The following is a 19,498-nucleotide window of genomic DNA, read 5'->3' on the forward strand; positions in this document are numbered from 1 at the left end:
CGACGGATGACCGTTCGGCGGATGGTTTCGACCGTTCAGCTTGGGAGCACCCGGCCAATGCCGGAACCCGCCAGCTCCGCCGCCACCGCCGCCAGCGTTTCCCGCCGGGTGCCGCTGTTGAAGCCCAGCCGGAAATGCAGCTCGCCCGCCTGCGTCCTCGAGGAATGCAGCGAGGCGATGCTGACACCGTGGCGCTCGAACACGTGCAGCAATGCGCGCAGCGAGCCGGGCCGGTCTTCGGGCAAGTGGACGCTCAGGGTATGCGCATCGGCCAGGTCGGCCAGCAGATAGCCCAGGCGTTCGAAGGTGTAATTGCCTTCCGCCAACGCCGCCGCGTCGAAGGCTTCGCGATTGGCATCCAGGAACTCGGCCCGGAACGCCGCGCGGGCGGCATCGTCGCCTTGCTCCACCAGCACGGCCAGCCGGGCCAATTGCACGGACAGCCCCCGCAGGACCGCCCCCACATGCGGGTTGCCGAACTGGATGTCTTCGTAGATGGCGGGGTTCAGCGACAGGATGCGCGCGCACATCGCCATGTCCATCGCGAACGAGGCCGAACGCAGCGGCAACAGCTCGGCCAGCGCGTCGCCCTGCGTCCGCAACACCCCCGCCTGCGCCAGGTGGCCGGCATGCACCATCGCCTGCACCAGCGCCATCGCGCGGTCGTGGCGCTCCGGCGTCACCTGCACGCACTCGGCCTCCAGCGCGGCCAGCAGGCCCTCCAGCCATGGCCGCCAGGTGGTGAGGCGCGCTTCGCATACCGCCAGCACGCGCCCACGCAAGGTGGGCGACTTGGGCGGCGCGGTCATCGGGTGCAGGCCCGCCACGTCGGCCTGCGAAGCCAGCATCGCCGCCACCGACGCAGCCTTGGTGGAAGTGACATCCAGCCACAGGCGGCCGGCTTCGCGCCCGCCGGAGCGCGCCACGTAGTGCGCGATCAGGGCCGGGGTATGGCGGATCGGCGCACTGAACACCAGCACGTCGGCCCGTGCCAACAAGGCGTCTTCGCCGTCGGAGCCCGGATCGGCCGGGTCATGGCCCAGCACGTGCAGCCCCATCCGGGTTTCGAAAAACGCCCGCAGCCAGCGCCCGTAAACGCCGGCACTGCCGACGATGCCGACGATGGGGGACGTGTTCAACGCAAGCGGGCTCCGTTTTGGAGCCCGAAGTTTACGTGTGGTTGCGCGCCGGCGGGACGTTGGTGGCTTACGAAACCATCCGGTCCCAGAAGCCCTTCACGCCATCGAGGAAGGTGCTGGATTTCGGCGAGTGGCGACGCGCACCCTCGCCGCTGAAGGTGGCTTCGAATTTCTCCAGCAAGTCGCGCTGCTCGGCGGTGAGGTTGACCGGGGTTTCCACCACCACCTTGCAGTACAAATCGCCGGGCGCGCGGCTGCGGACGGACTTCACGCCGCGATCGCGCAGGCGGAACACCCGGCCGGTCTGGGTTTCGGAAGGAATGCGCAGCTCGACATCCCCGCCCAGGGTGGGTACGCGCACGCTGTCGCCCAGGGTGGCCTGGGAAATGCGGATCGGGACTTCGCAATGCAGGTCGTCGCCGTCGCGCTGGAAGATGGCGTGCTCGCGCACCCGCACTTCCACGTACAGATCACCCGGCGGCATGCCGGACGGGCCGGCCTCGCCCTCGCCGGCCAGGCGGATGCGGTCGCCATTGTCAACACCCGCCGGCACCTTCACCGCCAGCGTCTTTTCTTCTTCCACCCGGCCATGGCCGTTGCAGCGCTTGCAGGGGTTGGCAACGGTCTTGCCGGCCCCGTCGCAGTGCGGGCACGGTGCCTGCATCACGAACGGGCCGCGCTGCATGCGCACCTGGCCGCGCCCCTGGCAGGTGGAACAGGTCTCGATCTTGCCATCCTCCGAGCCGCTGCCCTTGCAGGGCTCGCAGCTGGTCAGGGTGGGAATGTGGATGGTCTTTTCGATGCCGGCCACGGCCTCTTCCAGATCCAGTTCCAGCATGTAGCCGACGTCGGCGCCGCGGCGCGGGCCTTGCTGGCGGCCGCCGCCACCGAAGATGTTGCCGAAGATGTCGCCGAAGATGTCGCCCATGTCGGCGCCGCCGCCGAAACCGCCGAAGCCGGGGCCGGCGTTGCCGCCGCCCATGCCGTGTTCGAACGCGGCGTGGCCGTGCTGGTCGTACAGGCGGCGCTTGCCGCCGTCGCTCAGCACTTCATAGGCTTCCTTGCATTCCTTGAACGTGGCCTCGGCGTTCTTGTCGCCTGGGTTGCGGTCGGGGTGGTGCTTCATCGCGCAGCGGCGATACGCCTTCTTCAGCTCGTCTTCGCTGGCATTGCGGGCCACGCCCAGCACTTCGTAGTAATCGCGCTTGCTCATGCTCTATCTCTCCCTCCCCCTCCGGGGGAGGGCTGGATGGGGGGTTTGGTGATGCGACGAGGGTTCGAGATCACTGGAATCCCGAACCCTCACCCCAGCCCTCTCCCGGCGGGAGAGGAGCTACACGCCTCAGGCCTTCTTGTCGTCCTTGACCTCGGTGAACTCGGCGTCCACGACGTCGTCGGCCGGCTTGCCGGCATCACCGGTGCCACCTGCCTGCTGGCCGGCGGCGGCAGCCGCGGCGAACAGCGCCTGGCCGGCTTCTTCCAGCGCCTTGGCCTTGGCCTCGATCTGGCCCTTGTCGTCACCCTTCATCGCCACTTCCAGCTCGGCGATGGCGGCTTCGGCGCGGCCGATGGCATCGCCCGGCAACTTGTCGCCGTTGTCCTTGATGGTGCTGCGGGTGGCATGGATCAGGCCATCGGCCTGGTTGCGCGCGGTGACCAGCTCGTGGAACTTCTTGTCTTCCTCGCGGTGGCTTTCGGCGTCCTGCACCATCCGCTGAATTTCGTCATCGCTCAGGCCCGAACCGGCCTTGATCTCGACCTTCTGTTCCTTGCCGGTCTTCTTGTCCTTGGCGGTGACGTGGACGATGCCGTTGGCGTCGATGTCGAAGCTCACCTCCACCTGCGGCATGCCGCGCGGCGCGGCTTCGATGCCGGTCAGGTCGAACTTGGCCAGCGACTTGTTGTAGCGGGCCTGTTCGCGCTCACCCTGCAGGACGTGCACGGTCACGGCGCTCTGGTTGTCCTCGGCGGTGGAGAACACCTGCGAGGCCTTGGTGGGGATGGTGGTGTTCTTTTCGATGATCTTGGTCATCACCCCGCCCAGGGTTTCGATGCCCAGGCTCAGCGGGGTCACGTCCAGCAGCAACACGTCCTTGACGTCGCCGGCCAGCACGCCGCCCTGCACCGCCGCGCCGATGGCCACGGCCTCGTCGGGGTTGACGTCCTTGCGCGGCTCCTTGCCGAAGAACTCGGCCACCGCCGCCTGCACCTTCGGCATGCGGGTCTGGCCACCGACCAGGATCACCTCGGTGATGTCGGAAGCGCGCAGGCCGGCGTCGTTCAGGGCCACGCGGCAGGGCTCGATGGTCTTCTTGACCAGGTCGTCCACCAGCGCCTCGAGCTTCGCGCGGGTCAGCTTGATGTTCAGGTGCTTCGGACCGGACGCATCGGCAGTGACGTACGGCAGGTTGACGTCGGTCTGCTGGTTCGACGACAGCTCGATCTTGGCGCGCTCGGCGGCATCCTTCAGGCGCTGCAGGGCCAGCGGGTCCTTGCGCAGGTCCACGCCGTCGGTCTTCTGGAATTCTTCCACCAGGTAGTCGATGACGCGGTTGTCGAAGTCCTCGCCACCCAGGAAGGTGTCGCCGTTGGTGGCCAGCACCTCGAACTGCTTCTCGCCGTCGACGTTGGCAATTTCAATAATCGACACGTCGAAGGTGCCGCCGCCCAGGTCGTACACGGCGATCTTGCGGTCCTTGTTGTCGCCCTTGTCGAGGCCGTAGGCCAGTGCGGCGGCGGTGGGTTCGTTGATGATGCGCTTGACGTCGAGGCCGGCGATGCGGCCGGCATCCTTGGTGGCCTGGCGCTGGCTGTCGTTGAAGTAGGCCGGCACAGTGATGACCGCCTCGGTGACCGTTTCGCCCAGGAAGGCTTCGGCGGTCTTCTTCATCTTCTCCAGTACCTTGGCGGAGACTTCCTGCGGGGCCAGCTTCTTGCCGTCGGCCAGGCCCACCCACGCATCGCCGTTGTCGTGCTGGGTGATGGCGTAGGGCACCAGGCCCAGGTCCTTCTGCACTTCGGCGTCGGTGAACTTGCGGCCGATCAGGCGCTTCACCGCGTAGAAGGTGTTCTTCGGGTTGGTGACGGTTTGCCGCTTGGCAGACGCGCCCACCAGCACTTCGCCGTCCTTGGTCCAGGCGACGATGGACGGGGTGGTGCGGTCGCCCTCGCTGTTTTCGATGACGCGCGCCTTGCCGCCTTCCATGATGGAGACGCAGGAGTTGGTGGTGCCCAGGTCGATGCCGATGATCTTGCCCATGACGATGTCCTCTTGGATGCTGTGTCTGATGGCGCGCTGCGCCGATGGTTGCTATCTGGGGCTGCAGGCCCTTCCCTTCAAGGGAGAAAACTCAATCGTGCCTGGCCACGATCACCAGCGCCGGCCGCAGCAGGCGCCCGTTGAGCACGTAGCCCTTCTGGAACACGGTGATGACATGGCCCGGGGCCACACCCTCGGATTCGCCCTGGCTGATGGCCTGGTGATGCTCGGGATTGAACGGCGCACCGGTGGGGTCCAGCACTTCCATGCCGTTGTCGGCGGCCACTTTCAGCAACTGCTTGTAGGTCAGTTCCAGACCGTGGCGCAACGCGTCGGCCTCGCCGGCGGCCGCCAGGCCCGCATCCAGGCTGTCGAATACCGGCAGCAGGTCGGACAACAGGCGCTCGTTGGCGAACTTGCGGGCCATGTCGATGTCGCGCGCCAGCCGCTTGCGCTGGTTTTCCAGGTCGGCGCGCTCGATCAGGGATTGCGCCTTGAGCTGCTCCACTTCGGCGCGCAGCGCCTCCAATGGGTCATGCGCGCCGTCGGCGGCAGCGGTTTCGTCGTGTACGTCCTGCGTCGGGTCCATGCTCATGTCAACGGTTCGCTACGCGGCGGGATGCCGCACCGTGCACAGGGATGGGGGTGCCACCGGCCGGATTCAAGCCGCCCCGTCCAGCGCCGCCCCCAGCACCGCCGCAGTCGCCTCCACCACCGGGATCACCCGCTCGTAGGCCATCCGGCTGGGGCCGATGACGCCCAGCACGCCCAATACCTGGCCGTCGCGGCCATAGGGCGCGGCCACCAGCGACATGCCCTCCAGCGGTGCCAACCCGGTTTCCTCGCCGATGAACACCCGCAGCCCCGGCGCCCGGGCGGTGCGTTCCAGCAATTGCAGCAACTCGCGCTTTTCCGCGAAGGCCTCGAACAGCGCGCGCAGGCGATCCAGATCCCCCAGCTCCTGCAAGCCCAGCAGGCGGGTCTGCCCGGCCACCAGCATGTCGTCTTCCTGCGCCGGGGCAAACGCCTGCTCGGCCAGGCCCAGGGAATTGGCCAGCAACACCTCCATTTCACTGCGGGCATCGCGCAGTTCGCGCAGCAGCGCGGCGCGGATCAGCGCCAGCGATTGCCCGGCGAAATGCGCGTTCAGGTAGTTCGCGGCCTGCTCCAGTTCGGACGGCGAGAACGCGCGCCGCACCTGCACCACCCGGTTCTGCACCTCGCCGTCGGCGAACACCAGGATCGCCAGCACCCGCTGCGGGTCCAGCGCCACGAAGTCGATCTGCCGGAACGCGAAGCTCTCCCGCTTCGGCACGCTGACCATGCCGGCGAAATGGGTCATCGCCACCAGCAGTTCCGAGGTGCTGCCCAGCAGCGCCTGGGTGCCCGCACCCGCCGGCAGGCCGCTGCGCAGGCGGCCCACGTCGTCGCTGCCCAGCGGCTTGACCTGCAACAGCGAGTCCACGAACAGGCGGTAGCCCTGCGCCGTCGGCACACGCCCGGCCGAGCTGTGCGGCGCAGCCAGCAGGCCGGCATCCTCCAGCGAGGCGAGGATGTTGCGGATGGTGGCCGGGCTGATGTCCAGCCCCGCATGCCGGGCCAGCGTCTGCGAGCCCACCGGCTCGCCGTCGCGGATATGCCGCGCCACCAGCGTGCGCAGCAATTGCCGGGCGCGCGGGTCATGGGTGATGTCGTGGACGGGCTTGCGGGCCATGCGCTGCGTTGTAAGCCGCAACCGCTATCGCGTGCAAGCCCGCACAGGCACAATGCGCAGCCATGCTGACCCGCCTGTCGATCCGTGATTTCGCCGTCGTCGCCCATGCCGAGCTGCAATTCGGCGCGGGCCTGACCGTCATTTCCGGCGAAACCGGTGCCGGCAAATCGCTGCTGGTGGATGCGCTGGGCTTCCTGTCCGGTGCGCGGGCCGATGCCGGCGCGGTGCGGCACGGCGCGCAACGCGCCGAACTGAGTGCCGAATTCACCCTGGACGACAACCCCGCCGCCGCGCACTGGCTGCGCGAAGCCGAGCTGGACGACACCGGGCCGGACGACACCCGGGCCTGCCTGCTGCGCCGCACCCTGCGCGCCGACGGCGGTTCGAAGGCGTGGGTCAACGGCCGCAGCGTCACCCTGACGCAATTGGCGGAACTGGCGGGCTTGCTGGTGGAAATCCACGGCCAGCACGCCCAGCAGGCGCTGCTGGAGCGCCGCCAGCAGACCGCGCTGCTGGACGCCTTCGCCCGCCATCCCGCCCTGCTGGCGGCCACCCGCACCACCGCGCAGGCATGGAAGCAATTGCACGAAGAACACAGCGCCCTGCTCGCCCGTGGCGACGTCGGCGAACGCCAGCGCTGGCTGCAACATCAATTGGACGAACTCGACGCGCAACCACTGACGCCCGCCGCGCTGGCCGAGCTGGACGCCAGCCACCGCCGCCACGCGCACGCCGCCGCCTTGATCCAGGCCTGCGACGGCGCGCTGGACGCGCTGGCCGGTGACGACACCTTGACCCCGCGCCTGCAACGCCTGCGCCATGGCCTGCAACGCGAAGCCGCGCACGAGCCGCGGCTGCGGGAAGTGGATGCCATGTTGGACGCCGCCGCGATCCAGCTCGACGAAGCGCAACTGCTGCTGCAGCGCATCCGCGACGACCTCGACCTGGACCCTGCCGCGCTGGCCGAACTCGAACGCCGGCTCACCCGCGTGCAGGACCTCGCCCGCAAGCATCGGTTGCCGCCGGAGCAGCTTGCCGCCCACCGCGACGCGTTGGCGCAGGAACTGGCATCACTGGCCGATGCCGACACCCGCCTACAACAGCTCGATGCCGGCATCGCCGCCGCGCTGCTGCAGTGGCAGCAGGCCGCCGCCGCCCTGTCCACCTCGCGCCAGCAGGCCGGCACTGCCCTGGCCACCGCCGTCACCACCCTGATCGACACCCTCGGCATGCAGGGCGGGCGCTTCGACGTGACACTGGACACCAACGCCGGCGACAGCCCCGACCCGAACGGCAGCGAACGCGCCGAGTTCCTGGTCGCCGCCAATCCCGGCCAGCCGCCGCGCCCGCTGCGCAAGGTGGCCTCCGGCGGCGAACTGTCGCGCATCTCGCTGGCGGTGGAAGTGGCCACCCAGGCACGGGACGCGGTACCGACGATGGTGTTCGACGAAGTGGACGCCGGCATCGGCGGTGCGGTGGCCGCCGCCGTCGGCGCCCGATTGCGCGCGTTGGGCGCCACCAAGCAGGTGCTGTGCGTCACCCACCAGCCGCAGGTCGCCGCCGCCGGCCACGCCCAATACCGCGTCAGCAAGGCCGCCAGCGACGGCATCACCCAATCCGCCGTCCATGCGCTGGACGCCACCGGCCGCATCGAGGAAGTGGCCCGCATGCTGGGCGGCGCGGATGTCAGCGCCGAGGCCCGCGCGGCGGCGAAAAAGCTGCTGGACGGCCACTGAGCCATCCACCCTGCTCGCTCGATTGCACATGCCCGGCACGGGCGCACCAATGTCCGCCACCCACGGACGGCCGCCGCTATCCAAACCCCGTTCGGAAGCGTATAAGCTGGATCCCCGATGGAGGCCGACCCAGCGACATATCGTCCGGTCCATGCCGGACACGACTCCGCAGCCCAGGTTGCGGACGGCCCCCTTTCCGCCGGCTTTCCCGCCCCTCCGCCCACCCACTCCCTGCGCCTGCTGGGCCTGGATGCGCATGGCCGCGCGCTGGATTGGCTGAGTTGGCAGGACGCCACCTGTCTGTACGCACGCGGCGCGGTGGCCTGGACACTGGGCGCGCCGTGCCTGGCCATCCACGGCGGCATCAACCGCGCACGTGGCACCCGCAGCCTGCTGCAACTGCATCCCATCATCGCCGCACGCGGCCATGTCCGGCCGTGCGCCATCGACCCCACCCCCGCACTGGGCAATGCCGCGCTGTTCGCCCGTGACCAGTACCTGTGCCTGTACTGCGGCCGCCAATACCCGCGTGGCACGCTGACCCGCGACCATGTGCAGCCGGTCTCGAAGGGCGGCCGCGACGTCTGGGAAAACGTGGTCACCGCTTGCTTCCAGTGCAATTCCCGCAAGGGCAACCGCACCCCGCAGCAGGCCGGCATGCCGTTGCTGGCGGTGCCGTACCGGCCCAGCTGGGTGGAACACCTGATCCTCTCCAACCGCAACATCCTCGCCGACCAGATGGCATTCCTGCGCGCGCAGCTGCCACGCAATCCCCGCCAGGCCTGACCCGGCAGGACTTCCAGCGCATTGACGCGCGTGCCGTGCTTGGCAACACTCACCTCTGACTTGCAGCAGGAAGCCCCGCGATGGCATTGACCCTGGGAATCACCGGCATGGATTCCGCCACCGAAGCGCAAGCCGTGGCTGCGTTCAAGGCTGCCAATGCCGACACCGGCCAACGCTGGTCGCTGGTGCAGGCGGACGCTGCCGATTACGTCCTCATCGACATGGACAGCCTGTACGGGCCGATGAGCTGGTTGCGGCTGCATGCGCTGGGCCGCAAGGTCATTGCTCTGACGTCATCGGACCGCAGCCAGACCGATTTCAGCCTGCCGCACCCGCTGCGCGCCAGCGACCTCACCGTCCTGCTCAGCGAAATCGCCACCGACACCGACCTGCTGGATGCCGCCGGTGCCGCAGCCGACAGCACGCCTCCGGCCCAGGCAGGCAGCGCGCCGCTGCCAGAGCCGCTGCCAGAGCCGGAGCCGGAGCCAGAACCGGTGCCCGAGCCCACGCCGGCTGTTCCCGCAGCACCGAGCCCGGAGGTTCCGCCGGCACCGGCACCCGCGCAGGAACACCCCCTGCGGCATTGGCTGGCCGCCGGGTTGCCACGGCAGCGACTGCGCCTGCAACACGGCGATGCCCCCGTGCTGCTGCTGGACATGGCCACCGGCCACTGGCACGGCGGCGCCGCGCTGAAGTCGCTGGCCGCCTGCTTCGACGGCACGCTGGTGCTCGACGATTTCACCGTGCCCGCGGCCGCCGCGTGGGATGCGGAGGCGGCGACACTGGGGCCGGAACAACCGCTGGCGCGCCTGCAATGGTTGGGCGGACTGCTGTCCAACGCGGCGACGTCGGGCCCCTACCTGTTGAAGAAATGGCCACAGACCGAGCGCGAATTCCCCAAGCATTTCCGCATCGCCACGGTGATGATGAAGGGGCCTGCCACCACCGCCGAGATCGCCGAGGCCAGTGGCGTGCCGGAAGCGGAGGTGGCCGGCTTCATCAACGCCAACCTCGCCACCGGCTACGCCGAGGCTGTCGGCCCCGCGCCTGCAAACCCGGACGCCACGCCCGGCGGCCCCAAGGCAACCGGACTGTTCGGCCGCCTGCGCGGCCACTGACCCCCTCCGCAGGCCCCCGCTGCACCGTGCCTGCGCGTACCATTTGCCGACTCGCCACCGGGAGATCGCCGTGACCTTGCGCCTGTCCATCCTTGCCTGCGCCCTGTTGCTTTCCGCCTGCGGCGGCAAGCCCGCCGCCGATGCTTCCGCCGCGAAGCCCGCCGGCCCGGAAGAAAAGGTGCTGAACGTCTACAACTGGTCCGACTACGTGGCCGAAAACACCATCGCCGACTTCGAGAAGGCGACCGGCATCAAGGTCAACTACGACGTCTATTCCGAGAACGAGACGCTGGAAACCAAGCTGACCGCCGGCAGCAGCGGCTACGACGTGGTGTTCCCGTCGGCGCGCCCTTTCGCGCAGCGCCAGATCAAGGCCGGCCTGTACCTGCCGCTGGACAAGGCGAAGCTGCCGAACATCGCGCACCTCGACCCCGCCATCCTGCAAGGCCTGGCCGACATCGACCCGGGCAACACCCACGTCCTGCCCTACATGTGGGGCACCACCGGCCTCGGCATCAACGTGGACAAGGTGAAAGCCGTGCTGGGCGAACACGCGCCACTGGATTCGTGGAGCCTGCTGTTCGACCCGGCGAATGCCGCCAGGCTGGCCAAGTGCGGCATCAGTGTGCTCGACGACGACCAGGAAACCTTCGGTGCGGCATTGCTGTGGAAAGGCAAGAACCCGAATGCGGGAGCCGATGACGAGATCGAGACCGTGAAGCAGGTCTATGCCGCCATCCGCCCGTACATCCGCACCTTCAACAACGCCGAATACAAGGATGCGCTGGCCAATGGCGATGCCTGCGTGGTGATGGGGTATTCCGGCGACATCCTGGGTGCCGCCGATGCCGCCGCGCAGGCCGCACAGGCCACCGGCAAGCCCGCGCCGGACATCCGCTACGTGATCCCGAAGGAAGGTGCGCTGCGCTGGATCGACGTGATGGCGGTCCCGAAGGATGCCAAGCATCCGCAAAACGCACAGGCATTCATCAACTACATCCTCGAACCGAAGACCGCCGCCGCGATCTCCGATGCGGTGGGCTACGCCAGCCCCAACAAGGATGCCGCCGCGCTGATCGAACCCGCCATCGCCAGCAACCCCGGCGTGTACCCGCCGGAGGCCGTGCGCGCCAAGCTGGTGGACCCGAAAACCCTGCCGGAAGTGGTGCAGCGCCAGCGCGTGCGCGCCTGGACAGCGATCAAGAGCGGACGCTGAGGTGGCGCTGGCCATCCGTTCCGCCGCGCCGCTGGAGCCCTGGAAGGACCCGGCGGCGCAACCGTTCCTGCGGATCGAAGGCATCACCAAGACGTTCGGCAAGCTGTACGCCTGCGATGACATCTCGCTGGATGTGTACCGCGGCGAGTTCTTCGCGCTGCTGGGCGGATCGGGGTCGGGCAAGAGCACCCTGCTGCGCATCCTGGCCGGGCTGGAAACGCCCGACCGCGGCCGGGTGCTGATCGACGGGGTGGACGTCACCGCGCTGCCGCCCTACCAGCGGCCGGTGAACATGATGTTCCAGAGCTATGCGTTGTTCCCGCACATGAGCGTGGCGCAGAACATCGCCTTCGGCCTGAAGCAGGACGGCATGGGCGCGGGCGAGATCAAGGACCGCGTGCAGCAGATGCTGGAGCTGGTGCAGATGCCGCAGCTGGGCGCGCGCAAGCCCTCGCAGCTCTCCGGCGGCCAACGCCAGCGCGTGGCGCTGGCGCGCGCGCTGGCCAAGCAGCCCAAGCTGCTGCTGCTGGATGAACCGCTGGGCGCGCTGGACAAGCGCCTGCGCGAACGCACCCAGTTCGAGCTGGTCAACATCCAGGAGCGCGTGGGCACCACCTTCGTGATGGTCACCCACGACCAGGAAGAGGCGATGACGATGTCCAGCCGCATCGCGGTGATGGACGCCGGCCGCATCGTGCAGGTGTCCACGCCGGCCGCGCTGTACGAATACCCGTCCACCCGCTTCGTCGCCGAGTTCATCGGCGGCATCAACCTGTTCGAAGGCCGGGTGCTGGCGCATGACGCCGACGCACGCGTGGCCCGCATCGCCTGCGACGCGGTGGACGGCGGCGCCCTGCTGGCCCGCCACGCCGACCCGCTGCCCGAAGGCACCGCCGTCAGCGTCGCGGTGCGGCCGGAGAAGATCGACGTGCACGAGTCGCGCCCGCAGGCCGACAACGTGGCGGTGGGCCAGGTCCGCGACATCGCCTACCTCGGCGACGTGTCCATCTACCACGTCGAAACCGAATCCGGCGCGGTGATCCGCGTGCAGGAAACCCACGTCGAGCGCAGTTCCGAGCCGCACTACGACTGGGGCGAGACCCTGTGGCTGAGCTGGCCGTCCAGCGGCGCGGTGGTGCTGACCGCATGAGCAGCGTGCCGAACGGCGGCTGGTCGCAACTGTGGGCGGACGTCGTCCGCAACCTGTTCGGCTGGTTCCGCGCGGTGGGCACCGAGTTCCGCACCCGGCGCGGGCGCTTCGTCGTGACCATGCTGCCGATGCTGTGGCTGCTGCTGTTCTTCGCGGTACCGTTCCTGATCGTGTTGAAGATCAGTTTTGCCGAGGCGGTGTTCGGGCAGGCCCCGCCGTACACGCCGCTGGTGGAACATGCCGCCGACGGCGCCACCAGCCTGCGCCTGCACGCCGGCAGCTACCTGCTGTTGCTGCAGGACCCGCTGTACGTCGCGGCCTACCTGAAGTCGCTGCTGTTCGCCGGCGTGTCCACCCTGTGCTGCCTGCTGCTGGGCTATCCCATCGCCTACGGCATCGCCCGCGCCAAGCCGGCGTGGCGGATGCTGCTGCTGGTGCTGGTGATCCTGCCGTTCTGGACCAGCTCGCTGCTGCGCACCTACGCCATGATCGGCATGCTCAAGGCCAACGGCGTGCTCACGGGCGCGCTGGCCGCGATCGGCCTGGTCGAACCGGGCACCGCGATCCTGCACACCGACCTCGCCGTGTACATCGGCATCGTCTACAACTACCTGCCCTTCATGGTGCTGCCGCTGACCGCCACCCTGATGCGACTGGACTTCGGCCTGCTGGAGGCCGCCGCCGACCTCGGCGCGAAGCCGTGGCAGGCCTTCCTGCGGGTGACGCTGCCGCTGTCGATGCCGGGCATCATCGCCGGCGCGCTGCTGGTGTTCATCCCGGCGGTGGGCGAATTCGTGATCCCCGACATCCTGGGCGGGCCCGACGCACTGACCATCGGCCGCGTGCTGTGGACGGAATTCTTCACCAACCGCGACTGGCCGCTGGCCGCCGCGGTGGCGGTGGCGATGCTGCTGTTGCTGGTGATCCCGACGCTGCTGTTCGAATACGTCGAGAACCGCCGCGAGCGGCGCGAGGCGCAGGCATGAGGCGGCGCAACTGGGGGCTGTGGGCGGCGATGGCGGTGGGCTATGCGCTGCTGTACGTGCCCATCGTCTCGATGGTGGTGTACTCGTTCAGCGCCTCGCGCATGGCCACGGTCTGGGCCGGCTTCTCCACTCGCTGGTACGTGGCACTGCTGTCCAACGAACAAATCCTGCAGGCGCTGGCACGCAGCCTGACGATTGCCGCCGTGGCCGCAAGCTGCGCCACCGTACTGGGCACCGCCTGCGGGCTCGCCCTCTCAAGATTCGGCCGCTTCCCCGGCCGTGGCCTGCTCAGCCTGATGAACTCCGCGCCGATGGTGATGCCGGACGTGATGCTGGGCCTGTCCTCGCTGCTGCTGTTCGTCACCCTGCAGCAGGCACTGGGGTGGCCGGAGCGCGGCATGGGCACGATCATGATCGCCCACATCACCCTGACCACCTGCTACGTGACGGTGGTGGTGCGCTCGCGCATGAGCGCGCTGGACGACAGCCTTGAGGAGGCCGCGATGGACCTGGGCGCGCGCCCGTGGCGGGTGTTCTTCCGCATCACGCTGCCGCTGATCGCACCCGCCCTGCTGGCCGGCTGGCTGCTGGCCTTCACCCTGTCGCTGGATGACCTGGTGATCGCCAGCTTCACCTCCGGCCCCGGCGCCAGCACCCTGCCGATGCTGATCTATTCGAAGGTGAAGCTGGGCGTGACGCCGGAGATCAACGCCCTGGCCACGCTGATCGTGAGCGTGGTCGCGCTGGGCGTGGTGGCCGCCGGCCTGCTGATGCACCGGCGCGAGCAGGCCGGCGCGGAGCCCTGATCAGCCGCCGCGCGGGACGATCCGCCACGCACGGTGGATGCGCGCGTTGCGGGCGAAGTCCGGCGGGATGGTGGAGGCGCTGATGTCCTCCACCTGCGCGAACTCGGCCAGCGCGGCTTCGTCCAGCTTGAAGCGGCGGAAGTTGTTGCTGAAGTAGAGCACGCCGCCCGGGGCCAGCCGCGCCACCGCGGCGCGCAGCAGGCGCACGTGGTCGCGCTGCACGTCGAAGTCGTCGGCACGCTTGGAGTTGGAGAACGTCGGCGGGTCGCAGAACACCACGTCGTACGCGCCGGTGTCGGCCTCCAGCCACTTCAAGGCATCGGCCTGGGCGATGCGGTGGCGGGTGCCGCCAACACCATTCCCGCGCAGGTTGTCGGCCAGCCATTCCAGATAGGTGGCGGACAGGTCCACGCTGGTGGTCTGCGCGGCGCCCTGCACCGCCGCTTGCACGGTGGCGACGCCGGTGTAGCAGAACAGGTTGAGGAAACGCTTGCCGCGCGCCTCCAGCGCCATCCGCGCGCGCAGCGGGCGGTGGTCGAGGAACAGGCCGGTATCGAGGTAGTCGAACAGATTGACCTGCAGCTTCGCCGCGCCCTCCTCCACCGTGAGGAACTCGCCGCGATGGTCGAAGTGGCGCGCTCCTGATTCGGAATATTTGCTGCCGCCCTTGCCGATGCGGCGGGTCTTCACCGCAACCCGCTCGCGCGGCAGGCCGAACACCTCGCGCACCGCCAGCAGCAGGTCGCCCAGGCGCTTGCGGGTGGTCGCTTCCGGGATCTCGGCCGGCGCGGCGTATTCCTGCACGTGCAGCCAGGTCTCGCCGTCGACCGTCGTGTAGACGTCCACCGCGCAGGCGTATTCGGGGATGTCGGCGTCGTAGGCGCGGAAGCAGCTGACCTGCGCCTGCTGCCGCCAGCGCGCCAGCTTGTCGAGGTTCTTGCGCAGGCGGTTGGCCACCATCTGCGCGCCTTCCGGCAGCGCGCGCTTCTCGATGCCTTCGCGCTGCGGCGGCGCGATCGGATCCACCGCGATCAGGCTGCATTCGATGGCGCCGTTGAACAGCTGGTAGCTCTTTTTCGCGCGCAACCCGGTGGCGCGGGCCAGTTCGCCGTCACCGCACAGCAGCGCCGCGCGCCACTGCGGCGCTGCGCGCTTCAGTGCTTCGCCCAACTGGCGGTACAAGCCATGGTCGGCGGCCAGCCGCGCGTCGTAGGGCGGGTTGCAGACCACCGCGCCGCGCGCGCCGGCCTGCACCGGCAGGGCGGCCACCTCGCACGCGCGGAAGTCGATGGCTTCCAGCACGCCTGCGTGTTCGGCGTTCTCGCGGGCGGCGCGGATCGCATGCGGGTCGAGGTCACTGCCGTGGATGCAAGGCCGCAGCGCCGCCTGCCCACGCTGCGCGCGCACCTGCGCATCGTCCACCAGCGCGCGCCATGCCGCCGCATCGAAACCCGGCCAGCGGGTGGGCGGCAGACCATGGCCGCGCAGCAACCCCGGGGCAACATCGGCGGCCATCAGCGCGCCTTCGATCAGCAAGGTGCCACTGCCGCACATCGGGTCCAGCAGGTCGCCGCCCTCGGCGAAGACCTGCGGCCAGCCGGCGCGCAGCAGCACGGCGGCAGCCACGGTTTCCTTCAACGGTGCAATGCCCTGCACCTTGCGCCAGCCACGCCGGTGCATCGGCCCGCCGGAAAGATCAATGGACAGGATCGCGAGGCCTTTGCGCAGCACCAGGCTGATGCGGACATCCGGCGACTCCACGTCCACGTCCGGCCGCTGGCCGGTGCTGGCGCGCAGGGTGTCGACGATGGCGTCCTTCACCCGCTGCGCGGCGTAACGCGCGTGGGTGACGGCCGCGCCGGAGACATGTGCGTCGATGGCGAAGGTATGGCCGGGCGCGAGATGGCGCATCCAGTCCACCGCCGCCGCGCCCGCATACAAGGCATGTTCATCGGCGCACTCGAACTCGGCGATCGGCCACAGGATGCGGCTGGCCAGCCGCGACCACAGCACCGCGCGCTGCGCGTCCAGCAGCGTGCCTTCCACGTTCACGCCGGCCATGGTGGCGGTGGCTTTCGCGCAACCCAAGGCCACCAACTCGTCGGCCAGCAGGTATTCCAGGCCCTTGCCGCAGGACGCGAAGAATTTCATGGCGTCACAGCCCAGCCAGCAGCGCGGCAAAGGCCTCGGCACTGGCCTGCACGTGGTCGGAGAGACGGTGCGAGTCGTTCACCAGCAGCAGCCGCGCATCGCGCGCCGCCGCCCAGTCCACCACCTGCCGCACGGCAATCAATTCATCGTGCCAGCCATGCAGGACCGAGGTCGGCACGGCGGCCGCCGGCATCGGCGGCGCGCCCTCCATCACGACGGGCGGGGCCATCAGGAACAGCCCGGCCACCGGCACCCGCATCGACACCACGCCGCTGATGTAGGCGCCCAGGCTGGAGCCGGCCAGCACCAGCGGGCCGCGGGCCGCGGCAGCCTGCGCCAACCCCAGCAGGCGGGCGATGCGTGCCGGCACGTCGCCCAGCGGCGTCACCTCGCGGCGTGCGTCCAGGTCGGTGTAGTCGGGGCGTTCGTGGGTCCAGCCCAAGCGCTCGGCCACGTCGGCCAGCGCGGTCACTTTGGTCGCATCGGGGCCGCTTTCGAAGCCGTGCGAGAGAATGCAATGTCCTTTCATGGGCGAATGCTAGCATCGCCGCATGTTCGCCTTCGCCCTGCATCCGCATCCGCTGCCCTATGTGCTGGCGCTCGATCACCGCCCGTTGGCGGCCATCGACACCGTGGTCATCCACTGCACCGAACTGCCGGACCTGGCCACCGCACGCGACTATGGCGAACGCATGCTCTACCCGTCGGGCACCGGCAACAGCGGGCATTTCTACATCGACCGCGACGGCCGCATCGAGGAATACGTGCCGCCCGACCGCGTGGCCCACCATACCCACGGCTGGAACGCGCGCAGCATCGGCATCGAGCTGGTCAACACCGGCCGCTACCCGCACTGGCTGGATTCGCGCCATCAAGCCATGGCCGAACCCTACCCGGACGTGCAGATCACCGCCCTGATCGCCCTGTTGCAATGGCTGGAGGGCCAGGTGGGCACGCTGCGCGGCATCGCCGGACACGAGGACCTGGACCTGGGGGAAGTGACCGCCAGCGACGCACCCGGCGTGTCCGTGCGCCGCAAACGCGACCCGGGGCCGCTGTTCCCATGGCCAACGGTTCTAAGCGAAACGAGGCTGCAACGTATAATCGCGGGATGAACGCCCCCGTCTCCGAACTGATCGAACTGCTCTCGCTGGAGCGGCTGGAAGACAACCTGTTTCGTGGCCAGAGCCGCGACATCGGCACCAAATACGTGTTCGGCGGGCAGGTGCTGGGGCAGGCGCTGTCGGCGGCGCAGGCGACCTTGACGCAGCCACGCCACGCGCATTCGCTGCACGCCTACTTCCTGCGCGCCGGCAACATCGAAGCGCCGATCGTCTACGACGTGGACCGCACCCGCGACGGCGGCAGCTTCTCGGTGCGCCGGGTCACCGCGATCCAGCACGGCAAGGTGATCTTCTTCTGCGCCGCCTCGTTCCAGGACGAGGAACCCGGCGGCGAGCACCAACTGTCGATGCCGGAAGTGCCCAAACCCGAGGACCTGGAACCCTCCCCGATCATTCCCCCGGACCGGCTGGCACTGCTGCCGATCAAGGTGCAGCGCTGGCTGGACCAGCAAGGCCCGTTCGAGTTCCGCCACGTCTATCCCCGCGATGAACTCAATCCACCCAAGCGCCCGCCGTTCCAGCAAGTCTGGTTCAAGCTGACCGAACCCGTGGGCGACGCGCCGGAACTGCACCGCGCCCTGCTGGCCTACGCCAGCGACTTCCACCTGCTGGGTACCGCCACCTTCCCGCACGGCATCAGCTACTACCAACCGAACGTGTTGATGGCCTCGCTGGATCACGCGCTGTGGTTCCACCGCCCGTTCCGTGCCGATGAGTGGCTGCTGTATGCGATCGACAGCCCCAGCGCGCAGGCCGGGCGTGGCTTGGCGCGCGGCATGGTGTACGACCGCACGGGTCGGCTGGTGGCCAGCACCGCGCAGGAAGGTTTGATCCGCGTGCTGGCCGATGGCACGTCCGCATGAGGAAGGTGTTCTCCAGCCAGCGCCTGGAAAACGTGGAAGCCGTGGCCCGGATGCTGCGCGCCGAAGGCATCGAGGTGAAAGTCGAAAACGGCCGCAGCTGGAAAGGCCACCGCCGCGGCAATTTCAGCTATGACACCCGCAAGGCCCCCGCGCAAATCCCCGCAGTGTGGATCGTGCGCGCCGAAGACCAGCCACGCGGCCGCCAACTGCTACGCGAGATGGGCCTGCTGGAAAGCACCCGCGAAGAACTGCCCAGCTTCCTGCCCCCCACACGGGTTGCCGGCACTGCCGGCAACGGCGGCTTCTGGAACGGCAAACGCCTCCGCATCGGCTTGTTGGTCCTGATCGGCGCCGGCATCGGCCTGATCGCGTTCACCGCGCGCAAGCAACCGCCCACCGCACCGGCCGCCCCCCAGCCACGTCCCGTGCAGGCGGCGAAACCCGCACCGCCGGTTCCGGACACCATCACCGAGCTCAGCGTGCACCGCGTCGACGTGCCGACCGCGCTGGCCGCGCTGCTGCTGGACGAAGCCCTGCACAACCGCAAACCCGCCGTGGCCTGCCTCGAAGTGGATGGCAAGGATCCCGCACCGGCGGTGTTGCAAGCCTTGCCGGAACTGCCGCGCACCCGCGTGTTCACGGCCTCGGCCTGCCCGGCGAAAGGTGGCTTCGGCATGGCCGTGCACGACTACATGACCGACGGCAGCGGCCGTGGCCAGGTGCAACTGGACCTGGACGTGAAAGATTCGCAGTTGGTGGACGTGGAGCGCAGCGGCAGCCACTGGCGCGTGCTGCGCCGGCACTGAGCCCGCAAGCACCACGGCCCGCGCAGTGGCGGGCCGTGGCATGTCATCAATCGTGTCTCACTTCTTCGCAGGCGGTGCCGGCGGCGCAGGGGGCGCAGGGGGCGCGGGCGGTTGCATCTGGCCCATGCCGCCATGCCGCATGCCATGTCGCATGCCATGCATCATCGGGCCGCAGACCTCGTGCAGCTTGGCGAATTCCTCGCGGCTCAGCTGGCCGTTCTTGTCGGTATCGGCCTTGTCGAAGCATTCGGCCTGGCGTGCGGCGCGGTGCGCCTGCATCTCTTCGGGGGCCTTGTCGCCTGCGCCCTGCCCATGCATGCGCCCGCCCGCGGCGCTCTTGCGCCACGCCGCCAATTCATCGGCGCTCAGCTTGCCGTCCTTGTTGGTGTCGATCTGGTCGAACTTTTCGGCCAAGCGCGGAAATTTTGCGGCCTCTTCCTTGCTGATCGTGCCATCGCCATTGGTATCCATCCGCAGCATCGGCGCATTCGGTTTGGCCTGCGGCGCAGGCGGTGCGGCCACTTGCGCCAACGCCATCGTGGAGGCCAGCCCGGCGGAGACCGCCAGCGTCATCAACAGCAGCTTGTTCATGGGATCCTCTCCTCCCGGTACCGCCCGGGGTTGCAGGTGAAAACGCATGGCCA

General features: G+C 68.9%; 18 protein-coding genes. 10 read left to right on the top strand and 8 right to left on the bottom strand.

Features of this window, described 5'->3' with window-relative positions; translation table 11 throughout:
- Positions 1–35: 35 nt before the first annotated feature.
- The 5 genes from ACE3OK_RS07865 to hrcA all read right to left on the bottom strand — a co-directional run bounded on the left by ACE3OK_RS07865 (position 36) and on the right by hrcA (position 6,112).
- A complete protein-coding gene (locus ACE3OK_RS07865; protein ID WP_374248983.1) occupies positions 36–1,139 on the bottom strand; it encodes a prephenate dehydrogenase in 1,104 nt (367 codons plus the stop codon).
- A gap of 67 nt (positions 1,140–1,206) precedes the next feature.
- Positions 1,207–2,352 carry a molecular chaperone DnaJ gene (dnaJ, locus tag ACE3OK_RS07870; RefSeq protein ID WP_374248984.1) on the bottom strand — a complete coding sequence of 382 codons (1,146 nt, stop codon included), beginning with the start codon at positions 2,350–2,352 and terminating at the stop codon, positions 1,207–1,209.
- 129 nt (positions 2,353–2,481) lie between these two features.
- Entirely contained in the window at positions 2,482–4,398 is a 1,917-nt protein-coding gene (dnaK, locus tag ACE3OK_RS07875) for a molecular chaperone DnaK (RefSeq protein ID WP_374248985.1), read from the bottom strand.
- Positions 4,399–4,489: 91 nt separating this feature from the next.
- Entirely contained in the window at positions 4,490–4,993 is a 504-nt protein-coding gene (gene grpE / locus ACE3OK_RS07880) for a nucleotide exchange factor GrpE (RefSeq protein WP_374248986.1), read from the bottom strand.
- A 66-nt stretch (positions 4,994–5,059) separates the two neighbouring features.
- Positions 5,060–6,112, bottom strand: coding sequence for a heat-inducible transcriptional repressor HrcA (hrcA, locus tag ACE3OK_RS07885; RefSeq protein WP_374248987.1), 1,053 nt, complete (start codon positions 6,110–6,112; stop codon positions 5,060–5,062).
- A 62-nt stretch (positions 6,113–6,174) separates the two neighbouring features.
- On the opposite strand from hrcA, the gene recN reads away from it, so the two are divergent.
- The 7 genes from recN (at position 6,175) to ACE3OK_RS07920 (ending at position 13,910) form a co-directional block, all read left to right on the top strand.
- Positions 6,175–7,848 carry a DNA repair protein RecN gene (gene recN, locus ACE3OK_RS07890; protein WP_374248988.1) on the top strand — a complete coding sequence of 558 codons (1,674 nt, stop codon included), beginning with the start codon at positions 6,175–6,177 and terminating at the stop codon, positions 7,846–7,848.
- 117 nt (positions 7,849–7,965) lie between these two features.
- The gene (locus ACE3OK_RS07895; RefSeq protein ID WP_374248989.1) at positions 7,966–8,634 is read left to right on the top strand and encodes an HNH endonuclease; all 669 of its coding nucleotides are present in this window, start codon (positions 7,966–7,968) and stop codon (positions 8,632–8,634) included.
- 80 nt (positions 8,635–8,714) lie between these two features.
- Entirely contained in the window at positions 8,715–9,752 is a 1,038-nt protein-coding gene (locus tag ACE3OK_RS07900; protein WP_374248990.1) for a hypothetical protein, read from the top strand.
- Between the two features lie 70 nt (positions 9,753–9,822).
- On the top strand, positions 9,823–10,968 hold the full coding sequence (locus ACE3OK_RS07905; protein ID WP_374248991.1) for a polyamine ABC transporter substrate-binding protein: 1,146 nt from the start codon (positions 9,823–9,825) through the stop codon (positions 10,966–10,968).
- A gap of 7 nt (positions 10,969–10,975) precedes the next feature.
- Positions 10,976–12,118, top strand: a complete 1,143-nt coding sequence (locus tag ACE3OK_RS07910) for an ABC transporter ATP-binding protein (protein WP_374249017.1) — start codon at positions 10,976–10,978, stop codon at positions 12,116–12,118.
- Positions 12,119–12,237: 119 nt separating this feature from the next.
- A complete protein-coding gene (locus tag ACE3OK_RS07915; protein WP_374249018.1) occupies positions 12,238–13,104 on the top strand; it encodes an ABC transporter permease subunit in 867 nt (288 codons plus the stop codon).
- On the top strand, positions 13,101–13,910 hold the full coding sequence (locus ACE3OK_RS07920; RefSeq protein ID WP_374248992.1) for an ABC transporter permease subunit: 810 nt from the start codon (positions 13,101–13,103) through the stop codon (positions 13,908–13,910). Before ACE3OK_RS07915 ends, ACE3OK_RS07920 begins: the two co-directional genes overlap by 4 nt.
- Here the strand turns inward: ACE3OK_RS07920 and rlmKL are convergent, their stop codons facing one another.
- On the bottom strand, positions 13,911–16,061 hold the full coding sequence (gene rlmKL / locus ACE3OK_RS07925; protein ID WP_374248993.1) for a bifunctional 23S rRNA (guanine(2069)-N(7))-methyltransferase RlmK/23S rRNA (guanine(2445)-N(2))-methyltransferase RlmL: 2,151 nt from the start codon (positions 16,059–16,061) through the stop codon (positions 13,911–13,913). It abuts the gene before it with no gap.
- Between the two features lie 4 nt (positions 16,062–16,065).
- Entirely contained in the window at positions 16,066–16,590 is a 525-nt protein-coding gene (locus tag ACE3OK_RS07930; protein ID WP_374248994.1) for a hypothetical protein, read from the bottom strand.
- 22 nt (positions 16,591–16,612) lie between these two features.
- On the opposite strand from ACE3OK_RS07930, the gene ACE3OK_RS07935 reads away from it, so the two are divergent.
- The 3 genes from ACE3OK_RS07935 to ACE3OK_RS07945 are packed head-to-tail and all read left to right on the top strand — an operon-like array spanning position 16,613 to position 18,854.
- Positions 16,613–17,176: an N-acetylmuramoyl-L-alanine amidase gene (locus ACE3OK_RS07935; RefSeq protein WP_374248995.1), complete on the top strand. Its 564-nt coding sequence runs from the start codon at positions 16,613–16,615 to the stop codon at positions 17,174–17,176.
- Positions 17,173–18,048, top strand: a complete 876-nt coding sequence (locus ACE3OK_RS07940; protein ID WP_374248996.1) for an acyl-CoA thioesterase — start codon at positions 17,173–17,175, stop codon at positions 18,046–18,048. Before ACE3OK_RS07935 ends, ACE3OK_RS07940 begins: the two co-directional genes overlap by 4 nt.
- Positions 18,045–18,854, top strand: coding sequence for a hypothetical protein (locus ACE3OK_RS07945; protein WP_374248997.1), 810 nt, complete (start codon positions 18,045–18,047; stop codon positions 18,852–18,854). Before ACE3OK_RS07940 ends, ACE3OK_RS07945 begins: the two co-directional genes overlap by 4 nt.
- Before the next feature lie 57 nt (positions 18,855–18,911).
- Here the strand turns inward: ACE3OK_RS07945 and ACE3OK_RS07950 are convergent, their stop codons facing one another.
- Positions 18,912–19,445: an EF-hand domain-containing protein gene (locus tag ACE3OK_RS07950; RefSeq protein ID WP_374248998.1), complete on the bottom strand. Its 534-nt coding sequence runs from the start codon at positions 19,443–19,445 to the stop codon at positions 18,912–18,914.
- Positions 19,446–19,498: the final 53 nt, after the last annotated feature.

Source organism: Thermomonas sp., from assembly GCF_041905325.1.
GTDB lineage: Bacteria > Pseudomonadota > Gammaproteobacteria > Xanthomonadales > Xanthomonadaceae > Thermomonas.

What these genes read in the sequence shown, in the direction of transcription:
- dnaJ (WP_374248984.1), bottom strand. Translation starts at nt 2,352, where the DNA reads ATGAGCAAGCGCGATTACTACGAAGTGCTGGGCGTGGCCCGCAATGCC.
- dnaK (WP_374248985.1), bottom strand. Translation starts at nt 4,398, where the DNA reads ATGGGCAAGATCATCGGCATCGACCTGGGCACCACCAACTCCTGCGTC.
- grpE (WP_374248986.1), bottom strand. Translation starts at nt 4,993, where the DNA reads ATGAGCATGGACCCGACGCAGGACGTACACGACGAAACCGCTGCCGCC.
- hrcA (WP_374248987.1), bottom strand. Translation starts at nt 6,112, where the DNA reads ATGGCCCGCAAGCCCGTCCACGACATCACCCATGACCCGCGCGCCCGG.
- recN (WP_374248988.1), top strand. Translation starts at nt 6,175, where the DNA reads ATGCTGACCCGCCTGTCGATCCGTGATTTCGCCGTCGTCGCCCATGCC.
- ACE3OK_RS07895 (WP_374248989.1), top strand. Translation starts at nt 7,966, where the DNA reads ATGGAGGCCGACCCAGCGACATATCGTCCGGTCCATGCCGGACACGAC.
- ACE3OK_RS07900 (WP_374248990.1), top strand. Translation starts at nt 8,715, where the DNA reads ATGGCATTGACCCTGGGAATCACCGGCATGGATTCCGCCACCGAAGCG.
- ACE3OK_RS07915 (WP_374249018.1), top strand. Translation starts at nt 12,238, where the DNA reads ATGCTGCCGATGCTGTGGCTGCTGCTGTTCTTCGCGGTACCGTTCCTG.
- ACE3OK_RS07920 (WP_374248992.1), top strand. Translation starts at nt 13,101, where the DNA reads ATGAGGCGGCGCAACTGGGGGCTGTGGGCGGCGATGGCGGTGGGCTAT.
- rlmKL (WP_374248993.1), bottom strand. Translation starts at nt 16,061, where the DNA reads ATGAAATTCTTCGCGTCCTGCGGCAAGGGCCTGGAATACCTGCTGGCC.
- ACE3OK_RS07930 (WP_374248994.1), bottom strand. Translation starts at nt 16,590, where the DNA reads ATGAAAGGACATTGCATTCTCTCGCACGGCTTCGAAAGCGGCCCCGAT.
- ACE3OK_RS07935 (WP_374248995.1), top strand. Translation starts at nt 16,613, where the DNA reads ATGTTCGCCTTCGCCCTGCATCCGCATCCGCTGCCCTATGTGCTGGCG.
- ACE3OK_RS07940 (WP_374248996.1), top strand. Translation starts at nt 17,173, where the DNA reads ATGAACGCCCCCGTCTCCGAACTGATCGAACTGCTCTCGCTGGAGCGG.
- ACE3OK_RS07945 (WP_374248997.1), top strand. Translation starts at nt 18,045, where the DNA reads ATGAGGAAGGTGTTCTCCAGCCAGCGCCTGGAAAACGTGGAAGCCGTG.
- ACE3OK_RS07950 (WP_374248998.1), bottom strand. Translation starts at nt 19,445, where the DNA reads ATGAACAAGCTGCTGTTGATGACGCTGGCGGTCTCCGCCGGGCTGGCC.